The 19,103-nt window shown below is 65.6% G+C and carries 19 protein-coding genes; 9 read left to right on the plus strand and 10 right to left on the minus strand.

Translation table 11 applies throughout. The features are described 5' to 3' along the window. Nucleotides 1–22: 22 nt before the first annotated feature. From R6258_RS12265 to R6258_RS12285, 5 genes are read left to right on the plus strand one after another with little or no spacing between them, the layout of a single operon-like run. A complete protein-coding gene (locus tag R6258_RS12265; RefSeq protein ID WP_318450657.1) occupies nucleotides 23–2,008 on the plus strand; it encodes a TRAP transporter fused permease subunit in 1,986 nt (661 codons plus the stop codon). Then, a complete protein-coding gene (locus R6258_RS12270) occupies nucleotides 2,005–2,676 on the plus strand; it encodes a 4-carboxy-4-hydroxy-2-oxoadipate aldolase/oxaloacetate decarboxylase (RefSeq protein WP_318450659.1) in 672 nt (223 codons plus the stop codon). The genes R6258_RS12265 and R6258_RS12270 overlap by 4 nt, the downstream gene beginning before the upstream one ends. Beyond that, a complete protein-coding gene (locus tag R6258_RS12275) occupies nucleotides 2,669–3,730 on the plus strand; it encodes a 4-oxalomesaconate tautomerase (protein ID WP_318450661.1) in 1,062 nt (353 codons plus the stop codon). The genes R6258_RS12270 and R6258_RS12275 overlap by 8 nt, the downstream gene beginning before the upstream one ends. A 14-nt stretch (nucleotides 3,731–3,744) precedes the next feature. Next, the gene (locus R6258_RS12280) at nucleotides 3,745–4,623 is read left to right on the plus strand and encodes an amidohydrolase family protein (protein ID WP_318450663.1); all 879 of its coding nucleotides are present in this window, start codon (nucleotides 3,745–3,747) and stop codon (nucleotides 4,621–4,623) included. 47 nt (nucleotides 4,624–4,670) lie between these two features. Further along, nucleotides 4,671–5,687, plus strand: a complete 1,017-nt coding sequence (locus R6258_RS12285) for an amidohydrolase family protein (RefSeq protein ID WP_318450664.1) — start codon at nucleotides 4,671–4,673, stop codon at nucleotides 5,685–5,687. A gap of 76 nt (nucleotides 5,688–5,763) precedes the next feature. On the opposite strand, the gene R6258_RS12290 is transcribed toward R6258_RS12285, so the two are convergent. The 7 genes from R6258_RS12290 to R6258_RS12320 all read right to left on the minus strand — a co-directional run bounded on the left by R6258_RS12290 (nucleotide 5,764) and on the right by R6258_RS12320 (nucleotide 11,650). Next, nucleotides 5,764–6,453, minus strand: a complete 690-nt coding sequence (locus R6258_RS12290; RefSeq protein WP_318450666.1) for an RraA family protein — start codon at nucleotides 6,451–6,453, stop codon at nucleotides 5,764–5,766. Nucleotides 6,454–6,503: 50 nt separating this feature from the next. Then, nucleotides 6,504–7,292 (minus strand): SDR family oxidoreductase, encoded by a 789-nt coding sequence (locus R6258_RS12295; RefSeq protein WP_318450668.1) that lies wholly within the window; start codon nucleotides 7,290–7,292, stop codon nucleotides 6,504–6,506. Between the two features lie 69 nt (nucleotides 7,293–7,361). After that, complete coding sequence (locus R6258_RS12300; RefSeq protein WP_318450670.1) at nucleotides 7,362–8,060, minus strand: SDR family NAD(P)-dependent oxidoreductase; 699 nt, start codon at nucleotides 8,058–8,060, stop codon at nucleotides 7,362–7,364. A 22-nt stretch (nucleotides 8,061–8,082) separates the two neighbouring features. Beyond that, nucleotides 8,083–9,588, minus strand: coding sequence for a tripartite tricarboxylate transporter permease (locus tag R6258_RS12305; protein ID WP_318450672.1), 1,506 nt, complete (start codon nucleotides 9,586–9,588; stop codon nucleotides 8,083–8,085). Next, nucleotides 9,588–10,058, minus strand: coding sequence for a tripartite tricarboxylate transporter TctB family protein (locus R6258_RS12310; RefSeq protein WP_318450673.1), 471 nt, complete (start codon nucleotides 10,056–10,058; stop codon nucleotides 9,588–9,590). The genes R6258_RS12305 and R6258_RS12310 overlap by 1 nt, the downstream gene beginning before the upstream one ends. A gap of 30 nt (nucleotides 10,059–10,088) precedes the next feature. After that, nucleotides 10,089–11,063, minus strand: coding sequence for a tripartite tricarboxylate transporter substrate binding protein (locus tag R6258_RS12315; RefSeq protein ID WP_318450675.1), 975 nt, complete (start codon nucleotides 11,061–11,063; stop codon nucleotides 10,089–10,091). Nucleotides 11,064–11,125: 62 nt separating this feature from the next. Next, entirely contained in the window at nucleotides 11,126–11,650 is a 525-nt protein-coding gene (locus R6258_RS12320; RefSeq protein WP_318450677.1) for a 2,4'-dihydroxyacetophenone dioxygenase family protein, read from the minus strand. A gap of 129 nt (nucleotides 11,651–11,779) precedes the next feature. Between R6258_RS12320 and R6258_RS12325 the strand changes: the two genes are divergently transcribed. Next, nucleotides 11,780–12,571: an IclR family transcriptional regulator gene (locus R6258_RS12325; RefSeq protein WP_318450679.1), complete on the plus strand. Its 792-nt coding sequence runs from the start codon at nucleotides 11,780–11,782 to the stop codon at nucleotides 12,569–12,571. Here R6258_RS12325 and R6258_RS12330 read toward each other — a convergent pair. Beyond that, entirely contained in the window at nucleotides 12,555–13,334 is a 780-nt protein-coding gene (locus tag R6258_RS12330) for a sulfite exporter TauE/SafE family protein (protein WP_318450681.1), read from the minus strand. The two genes, R6258_RS12325 and R6258_RS12330, sit on opposite strands and share 17 nt — an antisense overlap. A 168-nt stretch (nucleotides 13,335–13,502) precedes the next feature. Here R6258_RS12330 and R6258_RS12335 point away from each other — a divergent pair, with 168 nt between their 5' ends. Continuing rightward, nucleotides 13,503–13,799, plus strand: coding sequence for a YciI family protein (locus tag R6258_RS12335; RefSeq protein WP_318450682.1), 297 nt, complete (start codon nucleotides 13,503–13,505; stop codon nucleotides 13,797–13,799). A gap of 72 nt (nucleotides 13,800–13,871) precedes the next feature. Here R6258_RS12335 and R6258_RS12340 read toward each other — a convergent pair whose 3' ends face one another. Next, nucleotides 13,872–15,938, minus strand: coding sequence for a cellulose binding domain-containing protein (locus R6258_RS12340; RefSeq protein ID WP_318450684.1), 2,067 nt, complete (start codon nucleotides 15,936–15,938; stop codon nucleotides 13,872–13,874). A 532-nt stretch (nucleotides 15,939–16,470) separates the two neighbouring features. On the opposite strand from R6258_RS12340, the gene R6258_RS12345 reads away from it, so the two are divergent. Next, nucleotides 16,471–17,334 (plus strand): SDR family oxidoreductase, encoded by an 864-nt coding sequence (locus R6258_RS12345; protein ID WP_318450686.1) that lies wholly within the window; start codon nucleotides 16,471–16,473, stop codon nucleotides 17,332–17,334. Between the two features lie 36 nt (nucleotides 17,335–17,370). Next, a complete protein-coding gene (locus R6258_RS12350; protein WP_318450688.1) occupies nucleotides 17,371–18,618 on the plus strand; it encodes an AGE family epimerase/isomerase in 1,248 nt (415 codons plus the stop codon). 82 nt (nucleotides 18,619–18,700) lie between these two features. Here the strand turns inward: R6258_RS12350 and R6258_RS12355 are convergent, their stop codons facing one another. Further along, a complete protein-coding gene (locus R6258_RS12355) occupies nucleotides 18,701–19,051 on the minus strand; it encodes a VOC family protein (RefSeq protein WP_318450690.1) in 351 nt (116 codons plus the stop codon). Between the last annotated feature and the right edge of the window lie 52 nt (nucleotides 19,052–19,103).

Here is a 19,103-nt window from a genome sequence, read left to right on the forward strand (position 1 = left end):
ACGATGTGATCGAGGCGTAGCCATGCAACTCATCGACAAACTGTTGCTCGACGACGGCGCATCCCGGCGGGGGGAGCGAGTGGTGATTTCACTGCTGTTCTCCCTGCTGGCCGTGGCCGTCACGGCACTGGTCATCTATGGCGCCTATTACGGCGGCATCACCGCCCTGATCCTGCGCTCGCTGTTCTTCTCGGCGGTGGCGGCGGCCGGCCTGCTGTACGCCGGGCTACGCGCCAAGCCCATCGCCCTGAAGCTGCTCTGCTATGTCCTGGTGGTCATCGCGCTGATTCCGGGGCCCTATCTATGGCAGACCTACATGGACATCATCATGCGCGGCGCCATGTCCACCGCGCTGGATCGCTACCTGTTCGTCGGGCTGATGCTGGTGGTGATCATGCTGGTGCGCCTGTACGTGGGCTGGGCGCTGGTGGTACTGATCGTCGCCGCGCTGGGTTACGCCTATTTCGGTTACCTGATTCCCGGCAAGTACGGGCATGGCGGCTACGGCCTGTCCCGGCTGGCCTCGACGCTGTTGCTGTCGACCGAAGGCTTCTATGGCGTGCCCATGGGCGTGGCCGCCGAATACATCTTCCTGTTCGCGCTGTTCGGGGCGCTGCTGACCAAGATCGGTACCGGCGAGGTGTTCGTCGACATCGCACGCGGACTGACCGGGCGCGTGCAGGGCGGTCCGGGACTGTCGGCGGCGCTGTCGAGCACCCTGCTGGGATCGCTCAACGGCAGCGCCGTGGCCAACGTGGTCACCACCGGCACCTTCACCATCCCGTTGATGAAGCGGGTCGGCTACAGTCCGACACTGGCCGGCGCCATCGAGGCCGCCGCCTCGTCGGCGGGGCAGATCATGCCGCCGGTGATGGGCGCCGCGGCCTTCCTGATGGCCGAGATCATCGGCGTTCCCTACGGCACCATCGCGCTGGCGGCGCTGGTCCCGGCCTTGCTCTACGTGGCGGCGCTGATGACCGCCGTGTACCTGGAGGCCGGCCGGCTGAAGCTGGCGCGGGACACCACGGGCGGCCTGCGCTTTCTGGCCGACACGCTGCGCAAGCGCGGCTATCTGCTGCTGCCGCTGATCTGCCTGATCGCGCTGATGGTCATGGGCAAGTCGCCGACCCAGGCGGCGGTGCTGTCGATCGTCGTCGGCCTGTTGATCAGTCCCTGGCAGAAGCTGACCCGGATCGGCCCGGTCGATCTGGCCGAAGTGTGCAAGGACACCTTGCTGGCCACGCTGCCGATCGTCGCCGCCGTGGCGGCCGCGGGCACGGTCATCGGCGTGCTCAACCTCACCGGCATGGGGCTGATGGTCTCGGGGCTGATCGTCGAAGCGGGTGGCGAGAGCCTCTGGGCGGTGCTGCTGCTGACGGCCGTGGCGTCGTTCGTGCTGGGCATGGGGCTGCCGACCTCGGCGGCCTATCTACTGCTGGCCGTGCTGGTCGCTCCGGCGCTGACCCAGTTGGGCATGCAGCCGATCGCCGCGCACATGTTCATCTTCTACTTCGGGCTGGTGTCGGCGATAACCCCGCCCGTGGCGCTGGCCGCCTACGCAGCCGCGAGCATTGCCGGATCGCCGGCCAACGCGACCGCCGTGGAAGCCATGCGGTTGGGCTTCGTCAAGCTGCTGGTGCCTTTCCTGTTCGTCAACATGCCGGGGCTTCTGATGCTCGGCGAGCCGCTGGATATCGGCGTCGCCATCGTCCTGTCGTTCCCCGCGGTGATCGGCATCACCATCGCCTTTGCCGGCTGGCTGTCACGGCCTTTGGCCGTGGCGGAGCGGTTGTTGTTGCTCGCCGCTTCGGTCGCGGTGGCCTGGCCGGTGCCGGCCACGGATTTCGACCCGCTGATCCTGGCGATTCGGGGCGTGGGCCTGGCCGTGCTGGTCGTGATACTGGCGAGAATCCAACTCTCCCACCGGGCCGTAACGCCCTCACCGGCGCCGTCGCTGGGGGCCCGCGACGGTGCGCTCGACAAGACATCATTGGGGAAAGAGTCATGAACGTAGTCGTACAGGATATCGAACGGGCCGATCCCAGGATCATCCAGGGGCTCGCCGAATGCGGCGTCGCCACGGTGCATGAGGCCCAGGGGCGCAAGGGATTGCTGGCGGAGTATCTGCGTCCCATCTACTCGGGCGCGCAAGTGGCGGCTTCGGCGGTGACGATCTCCGCCGCGCCAGCGGACAACTGGATGGTTCACGTCGCCATCGAGCAGGTACGGCCGGGGGACATTCTGGTGCTGGCGCCGACCTCGCCATCGAGCGCCGGCTACTTCGGCGACCTGCTGGCGACCTCGATGCAGGCGCGCGGCGGCGTCGGGCTGATCATCGATGCCGGGGTTCGCGATATCCGCGATCTCACCGAGATGCGCTTTCCCGTTTGGTCGAAGGCGATCTTCGCCCAGGGCACGGTGAAAGAAACGCTGGGCTCGGTCAATGTACCGGTCGTCTGTGCCGGCGCGCTGGTCAGCCCCGGCGACGTCATTGTCGCCGACGACGACGGCGTCTGTGTCGTGCGTCGTGAAGAAGCGGCGGAGGTGCTGGAGAACGCCCGCGAGCGCCTGGCCCGCGAGGAAGAGATGCGTCAGCGACTTGCCGCCGGCGAATTGGGCCTGGATATCTACGCCATGCGCGAACGCTTGAAGGAGAGGGGGCTCAAGTATGTCTGACGGTATTGCCTGCCTATGGATGCGCGGCGGCACCTCGAAGGGCGGTTTCTTCCTGGCGAGCGATCTGCCCGCCGACAGCGACGCCCGCGATGCCTGCCTGTTGCGCATCATGGGCTCGCCCGATCCGCGCCAGATCGACGGCATGGGTGGCGCCGATCCGCTCACTTCGAAGGTCGCCGTGGTGGCGCCGTCCAACCGACCCGATGCGGACGTCGAGTACCTTTTTCTACAGGTCCATGTCGACCGGGCCCTCGTCTCCGACACCCAGAACTGCGGCAACATGCTTGCCGCCGTTGCTCCGTTCGCCATCGAACGAGGGCTGGTCGCGGTGCGGGGCGAAACGACCGACGTGCGCGTCTACATGAAGAATACCGGCCAGGTCGCGACCAGTCGGGTGCAGACGCCGGGCGGCAGGATTGCCTACGCCGGCGACACCGCGATCGACGGTGTGCCCGGCACGGCGAGCCCGATACTCATCACCTTCGAGGATACCGCCGGCTCCAGCTGCGGTGCCCTGCTGCCCACCGGCAATGCCCGGGACGAAATCGATGCCACGCCGGTCACCTGCATCGACAACGGCATGCCCAGCGTGCTGTTGCGCGCCGAGGATCTGGGCATCAGCGGGCGGGAGGATCGCGAAACACTCGATGCCGACGAGGCGCTGAAAGCGCGCCTGGAGGCGATCCGCCTCAAGGCCGGGCCGCTGATGAACCTGGGCGAGGTGCATGACTCGACCGTGCCCAAGATGGTCATCGTCAGTCCGCCCAACGAGACGGACGGCACGTTGTGCACGCGAACCTTCATTCCGCACCGTTGCCACGCCTCCATCGGCGTGCTGTGCGCGGTCTCGGTGGCCACGGCCTGCGCCATTCCGGGCTCGGTGGCCTACGACCTGGCCATCATGAGTGGCGATGACGCCAAGCCGCTGTACATCGAGCAGCCCAGCGGGCGCACCGAGATCGTGCTGACGCGGGACGCTGCCGGCCAGGTGGCGTCCGCGGCGGTGTTGCGCACGGCGCGCAAACTCTTTGATGGCGTGGTCTTTGCGCACTGATCGTTGGAGTCGTTATGGATACCGATTACCTGGCGTTTCACGCCAATCCCAAAAAGCCGGCTTTTCAGCCGCCGGCCGGGGCGGTGGACGCCCACTGTCATGTCTTCGGCCCCGCGTCGGAGTTCCCGTTTTCGCCCGCCCGCAAGTACACGCCCTGCGACGCCGGCAAGGACGAGCTATTCGCCCTGCGCGATCATCTCGGCTTCGCGCGCAACGTCATCGTCCAGGCCTCCTGCCATGGCACCGACAACCGGGCGCTGCTCGATGCGCTGGCCGCCGCCGGTGACCGGGCGCGCGGCGTGGCGGTGGTCGATCCGCGCATCGGCGCGGACGAGCTCGAGGCGATGCACGCCGCGGGGGTGAGGGCGGTGCGCTTCAACTTCGTCAAGCGCCTGGTCGACAACACCTCGTGGGATGACTGCCTACGCATCGTCGACAAGATCAAGCCGCTGGGCTGGCACGTGGTGGTGTACTTCGAGGCCGACGATCTCGAGGAGCTCAAGCCGCTGCTGCGGCGCCTGGAGACCCTCGTGGTCATCGATCACATGGGCCGACCCGATGTCGCCAAGGGCGTCGATCATCCCGATTTCCAGGCGTTCATGGCGCTGCTCGGCGAGCACGACAACATCTGGACCAAGGTCAGCTGCCCCGAGAGGCTGACTCGTCAGGGGCCGGATTACGCCGACGTGGTGCCCTTCGCGCGCGCACTCGTCGAGGCATTTCCCGGGCGCGTGCTGTGGGGCACGGACTGGCCGCATCCCAACATGAAGAGCCACATGCCCGACGACGGCGAATTGGTGGAAGTGATCCCGCGGATCGCCGTCACCGCCGAGCTCCAGCAGCGCTTGCTGGTCGACAACCCGATGCGCCTTTACTGGAACGAGGCGGGCTAGCGCCGCCTGGCGAGTCTGCCCGTCCCGCCATCGACAAGGGATTTCTCATGATCATCGATTGTCACGGCCACTACACCACCGCGCCCCAGAGCCTGGGCGACTATCGCGAACAGCAGCGTCGGGCGCTCGAGGCGGACCCGAATCATCGCTCCGTGAAAGGCCGGTTGGCCATATCCGACGACCAGATCCGCGAAAGCATCGAGAACAATCAGCTGAGGCTGCAGCGCGAGCGCGGCACCGACATGACGATTTTCTCGCCGCGCGCCAGCTGGATGGGCCACCATCTGGGCAACGAGAGCACCAGCCTCGCCTGGACGGAGCACTGCAACGACCTGATCAAGCGGGTGGTGGACCTGTTTCCCGAGAACTTTGCGCCGGTCTGCCAGTTGCCCCAGAGTCCGCTGGTGACACCCGAAGCGTGCGTCGCTGAGCTCGAGCGCACCGTCGGCCAGATGGGCTTCGTCGGCTGCAACCTCAACCCCGACCCGTCCGGCGGCTTCTGGAAGGACAAGCCGCTGCACGACCGGTTTTGGTATCCCATCTACGAAAAGATGGTCGAGCTGGACATACCGGCGATGATCCACGTCAGCGGCGCCTGTCACGAGGCCTTCCACACCACCAGTTCCTACTATCTCAGCGCCGACACCACGGCGTTCGTGCAACTGATGATGTCCGATCTGTTCAAGGACTTTCCCGAGCTGCGCTTCATCATTCCCCATGGCGGCGGCGCCGTGCCCTATCACTGGGGGCGCTTTCGCGGCATGGCCCAGGACCTGAAACTCGGCGATCTCGAACAGCGGGTGCTCGACAACATCTACTTCGATACCTGCGTCTACCACCAGGCGGGCATCGACCTGCTGCTCGAGGTGATTCCCGACAAGAACATCCTGTTCGCTTCGGAGATGATCGGCGCGGTGCGCGGTGTCGACCCCCAGACCGGCCATTACTTCGACGACACCAAGCGCTACATCGATGCCAACCGGGCCCTGGATGCGGGGCAGAAGCAAGCGATCTTCGAGGGCAACGCGCGACGCGTCTTCCCGCGGTTGGACCGCTACCTGTGACGATGGGCGAGGCGCCGGTTCGTTCCCGGCGCCTTGTTTCGTACACCCGCTCGGAGAATCCGGACCGGCGAACTGACTACATGACGCCGAAGGTCCTGAACGCCTCGACCGTGCTCATGCCTTCGAGGATCGCGTTCCTGACCCGATCCTCGGCGTCGCCCTTCTGCAGGGCCCGGGCAACGGTCTCCTTCTCGATGGCCTGCGGGATGACGACGACCCCGTCGACATCGCCGAAGAGAAGATCGCCCGGATCGACCCGGACCCCCTCGATCTCGATCGGCACCCGGTAGTCGATGACCTTGCCCCGCGGCCCCTGATCCTGGCCGTAACTGCCGTAGGAGAAGACCGGGAACGGGGTCGAGAGAATCTCTTGGGTGTCGCGGGAATAGCCGTTGAGCACCGCGCCGGCGGCGCCGAGTTGCAGGGCGCGCAACGTCATCAGCCCGCCCCACAGGGCGTAGCGGGGCGAGCTGCCGGAGGCGATATACACCTCGTCGGGACGCAGATCATCCAATGCCTCGAGCATCAGGCCGAACGGTTTCTCGCCCAGCGGGCTGGCGCCCGGTGATTCCTCGGGCGTCAGGTAGTCGCTTTCCAGCACCGGCATCGCCCGGCCGGCCAAGGGCTTGTCCGGATCCAGCGCGCGTAGCCGAGGCGGCAGGAACTGCTGGCGATAACCGAGGTTGTCGAGGATGTCGCCGATCAGGGACGACGTCAGTCGCTCCCGCATCTGCGCCAACAGCGTCGCGTCGTCATCGGGGATCATGGCCCGCTCCTTATGCGAGGGGATGGATGAAAAGGCGCGTCGACCGGGGTTCAGAACGTGCCCGGATAGCCGCCGCCGTCGAGCAGGATGTTCTGTCCCGTCAGATAGCCGGCTTGCTGGCTGCACAGGAAGGCGCAGACCTCGCCGAACTCCTCGGCCGAGCCGAAGCGCCGGGCGGGAATGCCCGCCAGGCGCTGCTCGCGAATCCGCGCCACGTCCTGCCCCGAGGCCTTCGAGGCTGCATCGAGCCCGCCGCGCAGGCGCTCGGTGTCGAAGGCGCCCGGCAGCAGGTTGTTGATGGTGACGTTGCGGCTCGCCAGTTGCGGCTGGCGGGCCAGGCCGGCAACGAACCCCGTCAGCCCGCTGCGCGCGCCGTTGGAGAGACCGAGTACGTCGATCGGCGCCTTGACCGCGCCCGAGGTGATGTTCACCACCCGGCCGAAGCCGCGCGCGGCCATGTCGTCCACCGTCGCCTTGATCAGCTCGATCGGGGTGAGCATGTTGGCCTCCACGGCCTGCAGCCAATCCTCCCGCGTCCAGTCGCGAAAATCTCCGGGGGGCGGACCGCCGTTGTTGGTGACGAGGATATCGATCTGCGGGCAGGCATCGAGAATGGCCGTGCGCACCGCCTCATCGCCGATGTCGCCGGCGACGGCGCGAACCTCGATGCCGGCGTTCGACTGTCGCAACGCGCGGGCCGTCGCGTCGAGCGCCTCGGCGCTGCGCGAATTGATCACCAGGTTGACGCCCTCCCGGGCCAGCGCCTTGGCGCATCCCTGGCCGAGGCCGCGGCTGGCGGCACCGATCACGGCCCAGCGGCCGTCGATTCCCAGATCCATGTGAAAGCTCCTTAATAGAATGTCGATGGCTGTGTCCGGGGCCGTGTCGTTCCCGGAAGGCGCAAGTGTTCAGCGGGCCGAATAGCCGCCATCCACCGGCAGGATGCTGCCGGTCACGAACTGAGCGTCGTTGGAGGCGAGGAACAGCGCCGGGCCGACCAGATCCTCCGGGGTGCCCCAACGGCCCAGCGGGGTACGCCCGATGAGTTCGGCCGAGCGCTCCACATTGGCGGTCAGCGCCGAGGTCAGCTCAGTGGCGATCCAGCCGGGCGCCAGGGCGTTGACGCGAATGCCGTCCTCGGCCCAGGCGATGGCCAGCGAGCGCGTCAGCTGGGCGACGCCGCCCTTGGAGGCGGAGTAGGCGGGCACGAAGCCGCTGCCGAAGAACGACAGCATCGAGGCGGTGTTGATGATGCAGCCGCGGGCAGCCTTGAGCGCCGGGTAGGCCGCCTGGCAGCAGCGCTGGGTGCCGTTGAGGTTGATGTCGACGACATCGGCGAAGCCCTGCGGGGAGAACTCCTCGCCACCGCGGCGAATGACTCCGGCGCAGTTGATCAGCACGTCGATCCGCGCGAAACCGGCGAAGAGCGCCTCAACCGCGCCTGGATCGCGGACGTCGAGCCGGTGCTTGCCGGCAACTCCCGCGAGGGACATCGCCTCGGGCGCTTCGATCCCGGTGACGTGCACCTCGGCGCCTTGGTCGGCGAACGCCTGGGCGATCGCGCGGCCGATTCCCGTGCTGCCGCCGACGATGATGACGGTTTTCATAGGATTGCTTCCTTGTACCGGCTCAGGTGGGATAGGTCCCGTGACGTGACTTGCCTATGCCCCACACGCTGGAGAAGAGAATGCCCGCCCAGACCAGCAGGGCCAGACAGCCCAGGGTGGCGGCGATGGGGCGATCGAAGAGCACCAGCAGATCGCCCTGGGCCTTGATCATCGAGCGCAGGAAGTTGCTCTCGATGATCGGGCCCAGAATCACGGCCAGGATCATGGGACCGATCGGGAAGTCGTTTTCCGCCATGAAGTAGGCCAGCACCCCCAGGCCGAGCATGATCCACACGTCCAGCATGCTGTTGTTGGTGGCGTAGGCCCCGACGATGCAGAACAGCAGGATGAGCGGGTAGAGCACCCCGGAGGGAATCGACAGGATGTGCCTAGCGCCGCGCACCGCCAGCAGGCCCAGCGGCAGCAGCAGGAGGTTGGCCAGCAGGAAGACGATGAAGATGGCGTCGACCAGCGCGGCATCGGTGGTGAAGACGTCGGGCCCCGGGGTGATGCCCTTCATCATCAGCACGCCGATGATGATCGCGGTGATCGTGTCGCCGGGAATGCCGAACACCAGCGCCGGTATGTAGGCCCCGGAGAGCGCCGCGTTGTTGGCCGCGCTGGCCGAGACCAGCCCCTCGGGATGCCCCGTGCCGAACTTCTCGGGGGTGCGCGACAGCTTGCGGGCGAGGGCGTAGCAGATCCACGAAGCGATGTCCGCGCCGGCCCCGGGCAACGCGCCGATCAGCGTCCCCAGGAAGCCGCTGCGCACGACCCCGCCCTTGTACTGCCACATGGCCTTGCCCACGCCGGCAAACGGCTTGCTGACCTTGGGTGGTCGGGGAATCGAGATCTTGCCGACTTCGGGAATTCGACGCATCAGCTCGGCGACCGCGAACAGCCCGATCAGCACCGGCAGGATCGAGATGCCGCCCAGCAGGTCGGTGATGCCGAAGGTGAAGCGGACCTGGCCCGACACCGAACTCATGCCGACCATCGAGATCAGCAGGCCCAGCAGCATCGAGATCGCCCCTTTCAGCGCATCGCCGCCGGAAACCAGCACCGCGCAGGACAGCCCCAACAGGGCCAGCCAGAAGTACTCGTCGCTGGTGAACTGGAGCGCGAATTCGGCGATCAGCGGCGAGAAGAAGGCCAGCATGATCACCCCGATCAATCCGCCGACCACCGAACAGAGGAGATTGATTCCCAATGCCTGGCCGACCTTGCCTTCGCGGCCCATCAGGTAGGCCTCGTCGGTGTAGGCGGCCGAGGCCGGGGTGCCCGGGATGCGCAGCAGCGCACCGGGAATGTCGCCCGCCACGATCGCCATCGCCGTGGCCGAGACGATGGCGCCGATCGCCGGCAGCGGCTCCATGAAGAAGGTCACCGGCACCAGCAGCGCGGTGGCCATCGTCGCCGTCAGCCCCGGAATGGCACCGATGAACAGCCCGAACAGGGAGGCGCCCAGGATCACCGCCAGTACGTCCCAGGCGAAGACCATCGACAGGGCTTGTTGTAGTTCCGCCATCAGTAGATCACCTTCTCCAGTATGCCCAGCGACAGCGGCACGTGGAGCAGCTCGGAAAACGTCAGCCACACCAGGGCGGTCGCTACCACTGCCACGGACGCGGCGAGGACCCAGCGGCCCGCGGTGAGCCAGCCGATCATCAGCGTCAGCATCGCCAGCGACACGACCGGAAAGCCCAGTACCGGGGTCAGCAAGACATAGCCGCCAACGGCGGCGATGACCACCGCGATGCAGGCCGTGACGCGCCGCGCCGAGAGCTCGCCCTGCCAGGTGATGAGGGCGCCTTGATACTGCCAGCCGCGCAGCGCCATGAGGGCGCCGAGCGCGATCAGCAGGCTGCCGATCAGGGTGGGAAAGGTTCCCGCGCCGTAGTGCTGGCGCGGGAGAGCGGAAAAGTCTCGCGAAGCCCAGATGACGACGACGCCCAACAGCGCCATCACCACGCCGAGCAAAAGATCATTGACGCGCATGACGGCTCCTGTCTCTCTCGGTGGCCGGGCCTACTCGGCAAGCCCCAGCTTGTCGATGATCTTGCCGTTCTGTTCGTCCTGGGTGGCCATGAAGTCGGCGAACTCCTCCGGGCCGCGCCACTTGGTGCCGAAGCCGCGCTTGTCCATGAACGACTGGAATTCCTCGGACTCCCACACTTTGTGGGTCGCCTCGGCCAGGGTCTCGACGATATCGCCGGGCAGGCCGTCCGGTCCCACCAGCCCGCGCCAGGTGCCGGCGGCCCAGGGCTGACCGGTCAGTTCCTTGGCGGTGGCCACGTCGGGGAAGGCCGCGAGGCGCTCGTCGGAGAATACCGCCAGGGTGTCGATGCGGCCGGCCTGGCGCATCGATTCGGCCTCCGGCAACGATGAGAAGACGATATCCACGCCGCCGGCGGCCAGTTCCTGGAAGGCCGGCGCGGCCCCCTCACTGGGCACCAGCGGAACGCTGGTGGGGTCGATGCCCTGCTGATCGAGGAAACCGGCGAACGCCAGATGGTAAGCCGCCCCCGGGCCGGAGCCGGAGACCGTGTACTGGCCGGGGTTCGCCTTGATGTCGGCCAGGGCCTTGTCCAGGGTATCCCACTCGGAGTCGGCACTGACGTTGAAGGCCGCCGAGTCGAAATTGATCATGGCGATGGGCGTCAGGTCCTCGTAGGAGATATCCGACGTGCCCATGTTGCGATAGGTGCTGATTTCCGCGGTAGCCAGCCCCAGCGTGTAGCCATCCGGCTTGGCCATGGCCATGGTGGTGTGACCGACGATGCCGCCACCGCCGGTGCGGTTGATCACGTTGATCGGCTGGCCGAGCTGTTCCTGCAGGCCGTTGGCCAACTGGCGCGCCACGGCATCGGTGCCGCCACCGGCGGACCAGGGCACGATCAACTGGATGGGTTTTTCCGGGTAGTCGGCATAAGCGACGCCGATCGACAGTCCCAGGGCGAGCAGGCCGGCGGAGAGGGTGAGCGGGGTTTTCTTGAAGGTCATCAGAGCGTCTCCTGGTTACTTGTTGTATTTCCCACGAAGGAAAGAGTGCCTGTACCGGACACTCAACGGATGAACTGGTCGACGTACTCCCTTCCCAGGCCGCACGCCTCGTAGTGCTTGCGGCACATGTCGATCTTGGTGAAGACGTCCTCGAAGCCCAGGTGCTCGCCCCAGGGGTCGACGTAATACATCACGCCGTTCACCTGGAAGAGGGTGATCATCTCTTCCACGTCGTCGTCCACGACCAGGGTGTGGGTTTCGCCGGGCGGCTCGTAGACATAGCTGCCCTCGGTGGCGACCCAGTCGTGCTCGAGGTAGCGCCACTTGCCCTTGAGCACCATGCCGTGGACGGGGTTGGGGTGGCGGTGGCGACTGAGGACCCCCGACTTGCGAACGCGCAGCAGATTGACCCAGTAGCCCTGTGAGACGTTGAGGCACAGCGGGCGGAAGTCGACGTTCTCCGCCTGTGGCACCCAGATCCGCTCATCGTCCGGCAATGCGTTGGGCACCACGATATCGGCGGAGGCCTCCGCCGGTTGCGGGTACTGATAGGGCATTCGCTTGCGTTGGTCGTCATTGACTGACATGCTTCCTCCGTCCACTATATGGACACACGATTCACAATATGGACAATTTGAAATCAAGGTAAGCGCGAACCCCCACTCCGTCAATTCATCCCGGAGGGCCTGGATATAGACATTCGTAGTGAAGCCCACGTGGACTCGAAAAGAAGCGAGCGATCGCGGCCCGCCCAGGTGCAGGGTGCGGCGGCCGTGACCAAGGGCCTGCGGCTCCTGCAGGTGATTCCCGAGCTGGGGCCGGAGGCGAGCGCCCGGGCCATCCAGCAGCGCCTGGAAATGCCCAGGCCGACCGTCTATCGGTTACTGAACACGCTGGAGCAGGAAGGCTTCATCGAGCGCAACCCGCTCGGTGGCGAGTACGTGCTGGGCCGCCAGATCCTGCGTCTGGCCCAGCAGTCGTTGACCCAGGGCAGCCTGCAGGCGCGTTTTCGGCCCACGCTGCAGGCAATCGGCAAGGCCACCGGCGAGACCGTCCATCTCGGGGTGCCCTACGGCTGCCACATGACGTTCATCGACAAGGTCGAATCCACCGACGCGGTACGCATGGCCTCCTACATCGGCATGCCGATCCCCATGCATTCCACTTCGGTGGGCAAGGCGTATCTCGCCGCGCTGGACGCTGCCGAATGCGAGCAATATCTGGAGAAACTGCGCCTGGAGCCAGTCACCGAGCGCACGCTGATCTCACTGGATGCGCTGCGCGACGAGCTTGCCTGCACCCGGGAGCGCGGCTACGCCATCGACGACGAGGAGAACGAGCCGGGCATCATCTGCTTCGGGCGTGCCATCCGCGCCGCCGACGGTACGCCCGCCGGCGGGATCAGCGTGAGCGTGCCGCGCTATCGGCTGCACGACGACGTCAGGCAAGGCGTCATCGACGCCCTGTTCCGGTTGATCGAGCGAGCGACTCTTACCCCACGCCGCTGATCAGCCCCACCACGCTGACCACAATCAGCACCGCCCCCAGCACGCGAAAGAACACCGAGGCATCGGCCGAAAGCATGTAGCGGTGAACGCGCTCGCCGAGCAGGTGGCCGACCAGCGCACAGGGCAGCAGCCATAGCTGGTGGATCAATTGCAGATCCACGCCGGCGATCACGAACGACACCATCTTGATCACCACCAGGATAAACCACAGCGCGAACAGCGTATCGCGCAGTTGATGCTTGGCCACATGGCTGGCGAACACCGAGACGATCAGCGGGGCGCCGATCAACGAGGTGCCGCTGACATAGCCGCCCAGGGCCAGCAACACGCAATCCAGGGTCTTGCTCTGGCTGCGAAACGGCTTGTTCAGCGCATAGCTCGCCCCGTAGACGATGACGATCACGAAGATCACCGTGGTCATGATATTGCCCGGCAGCGTCAACAGGCCTACCACGCCGATCAGCTTGGGCACGATCATGATCTTCAGTGCCTTGAACAGGTAGCGCCAGTCGATGTTGCTTTCAGGCGCTGTCGCCCCGCTGGTGGCGCGCAGCTGACGATGGCCACGCCAGGCGATCCAGCTCGAGAAAATGAGCAGGTGTATGGCGATGATCGGCAGGAATAGCAGCGGTTCGTCGACGACCAGCAACAGGAAGGGCAGGGCGAGTACCGCGCCACCGAACCCCAGGCTGGTGCGCACGAAACCGCTCCAGGCGAAGATCAAGCCGATCAGCGCATACTGGTACCACAACAGATCCGCCATACGTTCCCCTAATCAAGCGGCCAATGAATGAACGACGACTATAGCGTGAGCCGCGGCGCGATGAAGCCGAAAAACGCGCTGAGGCACGACGACGGTGCGTTGTTGCGGTGTTAGAGCGCTATGATAGCCGGCACATCCATTCATGGTTAAAGCACGGGATACGCGAGCATGAAGCAATACGCCGTGGTGGCTTACGACTACACCGACGATCAAGCGCTCGAGCGGCGCCTGGCCAATCGCGAAGCGCATCTGGAAGGCATCCGCCGACTCGCCGCCCAGGGGCACTTCCTCAGCGGCGGGGCGATTCTCGACGAGGCCGGCAAAATGGTCGGCTCCAATGCGCATTTCGCCTTCCCCGATCGCCAGGCGCTGGATGCCTGGCTGGAAACCGAGCCCTACATGGCCGGACGGGTCTGGGGTCGCCTCGATATCCGCGAAGTCCGGTTGTTCGACCCGCACGGCTGAGCGGCGACCGCTCATGAAAAGGCGGAGGGGAACGATACGAGCGAAGCGCGGGGGCTTCGCTCGCAGGTAGGCTTACAGGATCGATGTATCGGGCGAGGGAGTCTCCAGACCGATCAGCGGGGCCGCCTCGCCAGTGGCCAAGTCCTCGCCGCTACCCTCGGCGTTTTCGGCCTTGAAGCCGAAGCGCCAGACGTCGCCGGGGGCCAGCGAGTCATCGCGCGTCACCTGGTAGCCGTCGTCGGTTTCACTGACCCGGCCGTTCCAGAGCTTGTCCAGATCGTCCGACAACCCGAAGTGCAGCTCGGGGTTGCTGAGCGTGGCGTCCGACGTGTTCTCGACGAGAACCTCGGCCGTATAGCCGTCATGCCAAGCGCTGTGCACTTCGCTGTCGATGGCCAGTGCCGGCGCATCGACGTTGACACTTTCACCGCCGCCCTCGCTGTCCTCGGCGGGTGGCTCGGTGGCGGGCACCTGGTCGGGCGCGTCGGCGTTGACGCTTTCACCATTATCCTCGCTGTCCTCGGCGGGTGGCTCGGTGGTGGGCGCCTGGTCGGGCGCGTCGACGTTGACGCTTTCACCACCATCCTCGCTGTCCTCGAGGGGTGGCTCGGTGGCGGGCGCCTGGTCGGGCGTTTCGGTGTTCTCCCCGGTCTCGGTATCGCCCGAAGCGGAATCGCCGAGAATCGCTTCGGCGGAAGGCGCTTCGTAATTGCCACCGCTCGAGGTGTCGCCGCTGGCAATGTCGAGTTCAGTGCCATCGGCGAAGATGGCTTTCTCGATATCCACCAGCGTGTCTTTTTTGCCGCTGGTCTCGACGACGGCCCGGTCACCGTCGAAATCGATATCGTAGGCGGCGTATTCCTGGGAAAACAGCGCCGTATCGATGCCGCTGCCGCCATTGAGCAGGTCGTTGCCCCAGTCGTCGCTCGGCCCGCCCTGGAGGATGTCGCTGCCCTTGCCGCCGGTGAGCGTATCGCTGCCTAGCTGGCCGTTGAAGAAGACGCCGCTGTCGCTGCCTTGCAGTACATCGTCGCGACGCGAGCCCATCACGTAGTCGAAGGTGACCTGATTGGCCTCGTCATTGGTGACGGCCCCCCAACTGACTCCGCCCTTGTTGACCCACAGCGAGGTGGAGATGTTGTCGGCCCCGCGTACCGACTCCAAGACGTGCACGGCGTTGCCGTGATCGCGCCCGCCGTGGAAATTGATGTCTCGATCGGTGGAGCGGACCTCGGCCTCGTTGCCCACCGAGGAGCGCCAGGAAGCGAATAGCAGGCTGTGGCGCATGCCGCTGTCGGCCAGGTCGGTATAGCTGCCGTCGTAGCTCTCGCGCAATTCATATGCATAGCCGTTTCCGCCGCCGCCCTTGTTGAAGGCGCCATGCGCCTCGATGGCCTCGGCGTGGGTATCCAGCGTCTTGGCAAAATGAAAGGCCACCGAAGGCCCGTCAAGCACCTGAATGTCGCTGAGTTGGCTGGCCACCGTGCCTTCGAGCGAGACGGCGAGATAATCCTCGAGACCGGACAAAGTATTCTCGAAGACGTCGTTATTCGCATCGCCCAGCTCGAAGCCGACGCTGAAGCCCTCGAGGCTCACGTTTTCCAATGCGTCGATACGCTCGACATGGGTCTTGCCACCGTCGAAGTCGAAGTGCACGCCGCGGTCGAGGGTCACGGTATCGCCCTCGACATCGTCCACCTGCGCCATGCTGGTGCGTAGCGGCGCGTCCTGCTCGCGCCACGAGCTGTCGCCGATCGCCTCGAAGAACTGCGCGTCGTTGTCCTGCCACAGGCGCAGGGTATCGCCCGGCTCGAGGTCGTGACCGTCATCCAGACGGATTCGACGCTCGCCCTCGTCGACGCTCGAGGTCAGCGTACCGACGGTGTCGGCATGGCTGCCGTCCAGGCGAAGCGCAAACTTCTCGTCGCTGTTGTCCAGCGCCTCATCGGTGAAGGTCAGCGTGGTCTCGTCCGAACCGGCACCGATCAGGGAGATATCGGAGCGCGTGATGGTGATGGCTTCGTCGAACTTGTAGTCGCCCGCGCCGAAGACCAGCTTGGCGCCTGCCGGGGCGGCGTCGATCTGCGCTTCGAGCTGCCGGGCCGTAATGTCTTTATCGATAGTCAGGGTGCTGCTCATGCAATGTCTCCAATAAGCCTCAAACGCTTCTGGCAGATCCGTTGCTCCTGAAGCCATGCCAGGCCCCGCTATTGGTGGCAGCCCCGGTGAGACACTGCGTACCGGAATCCTTGTTGCCGAGGGTTGCCTTTCTATGTCGGGATCAAGCGAGGCGGGATGCTACCCAGCGAAGGAAATGCCAAGCAAGCGAGCGGCGGCTGCGTTCAGGCTGGGCATGGAAGCGAGGAGAGGCGGTGTCGGTGGATGGCGACATTCGGCAGGTTAGTAAATGCTTGTTTAAACTTTAGTTTTATTAACTTAAGTGAATTAAACAGAGCGATCGATCGCGAATGTCAGCCTTGGTTACTGGAAGATGCGTTTTGTAGATATGCGCTGGCGACGCATTGGCCGCCGGTCGGGGGCTCCGGCACTAGAAGGGATCTTCCTGCGGCATCGCCCAGCTTGCCGACCTCTAGACCAAGGTCTACGTTGAGCGCAGGCGCGGCCTGTCGCCGTGCTTTCACGCATCACAGCGCACCACAGGGAGGTGAGCATGGCCAGCAAGCTCGAGATTCACGCCCAGTCTCAGGCGTTGCCCGGTAGCGAGGCCGCCATGGACCCACCGGCAGAGATGATCCGCGCCGGCTACAAGGGCGCCGACAAACTCGCTGGAAAGGTCGCCCTGATCACCGGCGGCGACAGCGGCATCGGCCGCTCGGTGGCGATCCACTTCGCCCGCGAGGGGGCCGACGTGGCCGTCGTCTACTTGAGCGAAGCCGAGGACGCCGCCGAGACCAAGCGCCTGGTCGAGGCGGAAGGGCGCCGCTGCCATCTGATCGAGGGTGACCTTTCACAAGCCGACTTCTGTCGCCGCTGCGTCGACGAGACGCTGCGCACCCTGGGTGGCCTCAACGTCCTGGTCAACAATGCCGGCACGCAATGGGTCAGCGAGGATCTTACCGAACTGCCCGACGAGCAGTGGCGCCGGATGTTCGACGTCAACATGCACAGCCAGTTCTATCTGGCCAAGGCGGCGCTGCCGCATCTCGGCGAAGGCGATTCGATCATCAACAATGCCTCGATCAATGCCTACATCGGCCCCGAGATCCTCGTCGACTATTCGGCCACCAAGGGCGCCATCGTCAGCTTCACCCGCAGCCTGTCGAACCAGGTAGTGGGGCGGGGCATCCGCGTCAACGCCGTGGCGCCCGGCCCGGTGTGGACGCCGCTGCAACCCGCCACCCTGGGTGCTCACGACCCGCAAATGCTGGAAGGCTTCGGTCAGCAGACGCCGATGGGGCGCGCCGGCCAGCCCAGCGAACTCGGTCCGGTCTTCGTGTTCCTGGCGAGCCAGGACGCCTCGTTCATCAGCGGCCAGACGATCCACCCCAACGGTGGTACCGTGGTCAACGGCTAAGGCCGAGCCCCGCTCGACGACACAAGGCATGGTTCGATGACCCACAAGACTGCTCAAAAGCCCCGGCGCTGGCTCGATAGCGCCACCCATCACCACTGGCTGACCTGCGAAGGGCTCGCGCTGCTCGACTTCCACCGTCAGGCGCGCCTGGCGTCCGGCGGTTTCGCGGCGCTCGATGGCAACGGACGCATACCCGAGGGCGCCGAGGCCGATACCATGATCACCGGGCGCATGGCGCACAGTTACGCCCTGGCGGCGCTGCAGGGCGTGCCGGGGGCCGCGGCGCTGGCCGAGCACGCCATCCAGGCGCTTGCCGGCGTGCTGCGCGACGAGCGTCACGGCGGCTGGTTCGCGGCCGACCCCGCTACCACCGGCGATCACACCAAGCAGTGCTATATCCATCACTTCGTCGCCCTCGGCGCCGCCACCGCGACGCACGCCGGCATCCCCGGCGCGGCCACGCTGCTCGACGAGGCCGTCGGGGTGATCGATACCCGCTTCTGGTCGACCGACGAGCAGGCCTTCGTCGAGCGCTACAGCCAGGACTGGAGCGAACTGAGCGATTACCGCGGCGGCAACAGCAACATGCACGGCGTGGAGTTGTGCCTGGCGCTGGCCGATGTGCGCGACGAGCCGGTGTGGCTCGACCGCGCGCTGGCCATCGTCGAGCGGCTGATCCATCGTCACGCCGCCGCCCGCGATTACCGCATCCTCGAACACTTCCACGGCGACTGGACCGAACGCCCGGACTACAACGCCGACCGGCCCGACGACGGTTTCTACCCCTATGGCGCCACGCCGGGGCACGGCTTCGAGTGGTCGCGGTTGATGCTGCATCTGGAAGCGGCGCTGGAGTCCCGCGGCCGGGCGGCACCGCCCTGGCTGTTCGGCGACGCCGCCGCGCTGTTTGATGCCAGCCTGCGCGATGGCTGGGCGAGCGACGACGCCCCGGGTCTGGTCTATACCGTGGACTGGCAGGGCCGGCCCAATTCCCGCCGCCGGCGCCACTGGACCCACGCCGAGGCGCTGGCCGCCGCGGCCGCGTTTCTCCGGCGCACCAACGAGGCCCATTATGAGCGCTGGTACCGGCAACTCTGGGATTTCGTCGATGTCACCTTCATCGATCGCGCGCGGGGCGGCTGGCAGCAGGAGCTCGACGGCCAACTGGCCATCGACCCCGACGAGGGAGACGTCAAGCCGGATCTCTACCACGCCTACCAGGCCACGCTGCTGCCGCGGCTGCCCCTGGCGCCCAACCTGGCGCTGGCCGCCGAGGGGTTGTAGGGCGAGGCGAGCCCATTCGGAGAGATCGACTAAGGCCGCCACGCGCACTCGAGCGCGTGACGGCAGCGCTCGTCAGGATCGGCTATTCGTGCTGCAGAATATTGAGCAACTTTCCATAAGGATCGCGAACATAGAATCTCCGCACGCCCCAAGGCTCGCTTGCGGGCCCATATTCAATAGTCACACCCGCCTCTTTGAATCGTGCCAATGCGGCCTCGATGTCGTCGACTTCGATGGACAGATCGGGCACGGGCGTCCCCGAGCCGCCTTCGGACCCGAAACTCACCTGAAGCGTCATCTTTTCATCTGAACCGTAAGTCTGAAACCAGCCATGATCCATAAGCAGTTCAAGGCCCAATAGATCGCCGTAAAAGGCCTTCGCCTTGCTGAGGTCGGATGTCACGGCATTGGACATGATGCGTTTCACTTTCATGCTTTTAACCTGGCCTTTAATTGTCTCGTTATTCGAATCGTCATTATCGGAT

This window comes from Halomonas sp. HP20-15 (assembly GCF_033446685.1).
GTDB lineage: Bacteria > Pseudomonadota > Gammaproteobacteria > Pseudomonadales > Halomonadaceae > Modicisalibacter.

What these genes read in the sequence shown, in the direction of transcription:
- R6258_RS12350 (WP_318450688.1), top strand. Translation starts at nt 17,371, where the DNA reads ATGACCCACAAGACTGCTCAAAAGCCCCGGCGCTGGCTCGATAGCGCC.
- R6258_RS12345 (WP_318450686.1), top strand. Translation starts at nt 16,471, where the DNA reads ATGGCCAGCAAGCTCGAGATTCACGCCCAGTCTCAGGCGTTGCCCGGT.
- R6258_RS12330 (WP_318450681.1), bottom strand. Translation starts at nt 13,334, where the DNA reads ATGGCGGATCTGTTGTGGTACCAGTATGCGCTGATCGGCTTGATCTTC.
- R6258_RS12285 (WP_318450664.1), top strand. Translation starts at nt 4,671, where the DNA reads ATGATCATCGATTGTCACGGCCACTACACCACCGCGCCCCAGAGCCTG.
- R6258_RS12280 (WP_318450663.1), top strand. Translation starts at nt 3,745, where the DNA reads ATGGATACCGATTACCTGGCGTTTCACGCCAATCCCAAAAAGCCGGCT.
- R6258_RS12300 (WP_318450670.1), bottom strand. Translation starts at nt 8,060, where the DNA reads ATGAAAACCGTCATCATCGTCGGCGGCAGCACGGGAATCGGCCGCGCG.
- R6258_RS12310 (WP_318450673.1), bottom strand. Translation starts at nt 10,058, where the DNA reads ATGCGCGTCAATGATCTTTTGCTCGGCGTGGTGATGGCGCTGTTGGGC.
- R6258_RS12340 (WP_318450684.1), bottom strand. Translation starts at nt 15,938, where the DNA reads ATGAGCAGCACCCTGACTATCGATAAAGACATTACGGCCCGGCAGCTC.
- R6258_RS12355 (WP_318450690.1), bottom strand. Translation starts at nt 19,051, where the DNA reads ATGAAAGTGAAACGCATCATGTCCAATGCCGTGACATCCGACCTCAGC.
- R6258_RS12335 (WP_318450682.1), top strand. Translation starts at nt 13,503, where the DNA reads ATGAAGCAATACGCCGTGGTGGCTTACGACTACACCGACGATCAAGCG.
- R6258_RS12315 (WP_318450675.1), bottom strand. Translation starts at nt 11,063, where the DNA reads ATGACCTTCAAGAAAACCCCGCTCACCCTCTCCGCCGGCCTGCTCGCC.
- R6258_RS12320 (WP_318450677.1), bottom strand. Translation starts at nt 11,650, where the DNA reads ATGTCAGTCAATGACGACCAACGCAAGCGAATGCCCTATCAGTACCCG.
- R6258_RS12270 (WP_318450659.1), top strand. Translation starts at nt 2,005, where the DNA reads ATGAACGTAGTCGTACAGGATATCGAACGGGCCGATCCCAGGATCATC.
- R6258_RS12275 (WP_318450661.1), top strand. Translation starts at nt 2,669, where the DNA reads ATGTCTGACGGTATTGCCTGCCTATGGATGCGCGGCGGCACCTCGAAG.
- R6258_RS12305 (WP_318450672.1), bottom strand. Translation starts at nt 9,588, where the DNA reads ATGGCGGAACTACAACAAGCCCTGTCGATGGTCTTCGCCTGGGACGTA.
- R6258_RS12290 (WP_318450666.1), bottom strand. Translation starts at nt 6,453, where the DNA reads ATGATCCCCGATGACGACGCGACGCTGTTGGCGCAGATGCGGGAGCGA.
- R6258_RS12295 (WP_318450668.1), bottom strand. Translation starts at nt 7,292, where the DNA reads ATGGATCTGGGAATCGACGGCCGCTGGGCCGTGATCGGTGCCGCCAGC.
- R6258_RS12265 (WP_318450657.1), top strand. Translation starts at nt 23, where the DNA reads ATGCAACTCATCGACAAACTGTTGCTCGACGACGGCGCATCCCGGCGG.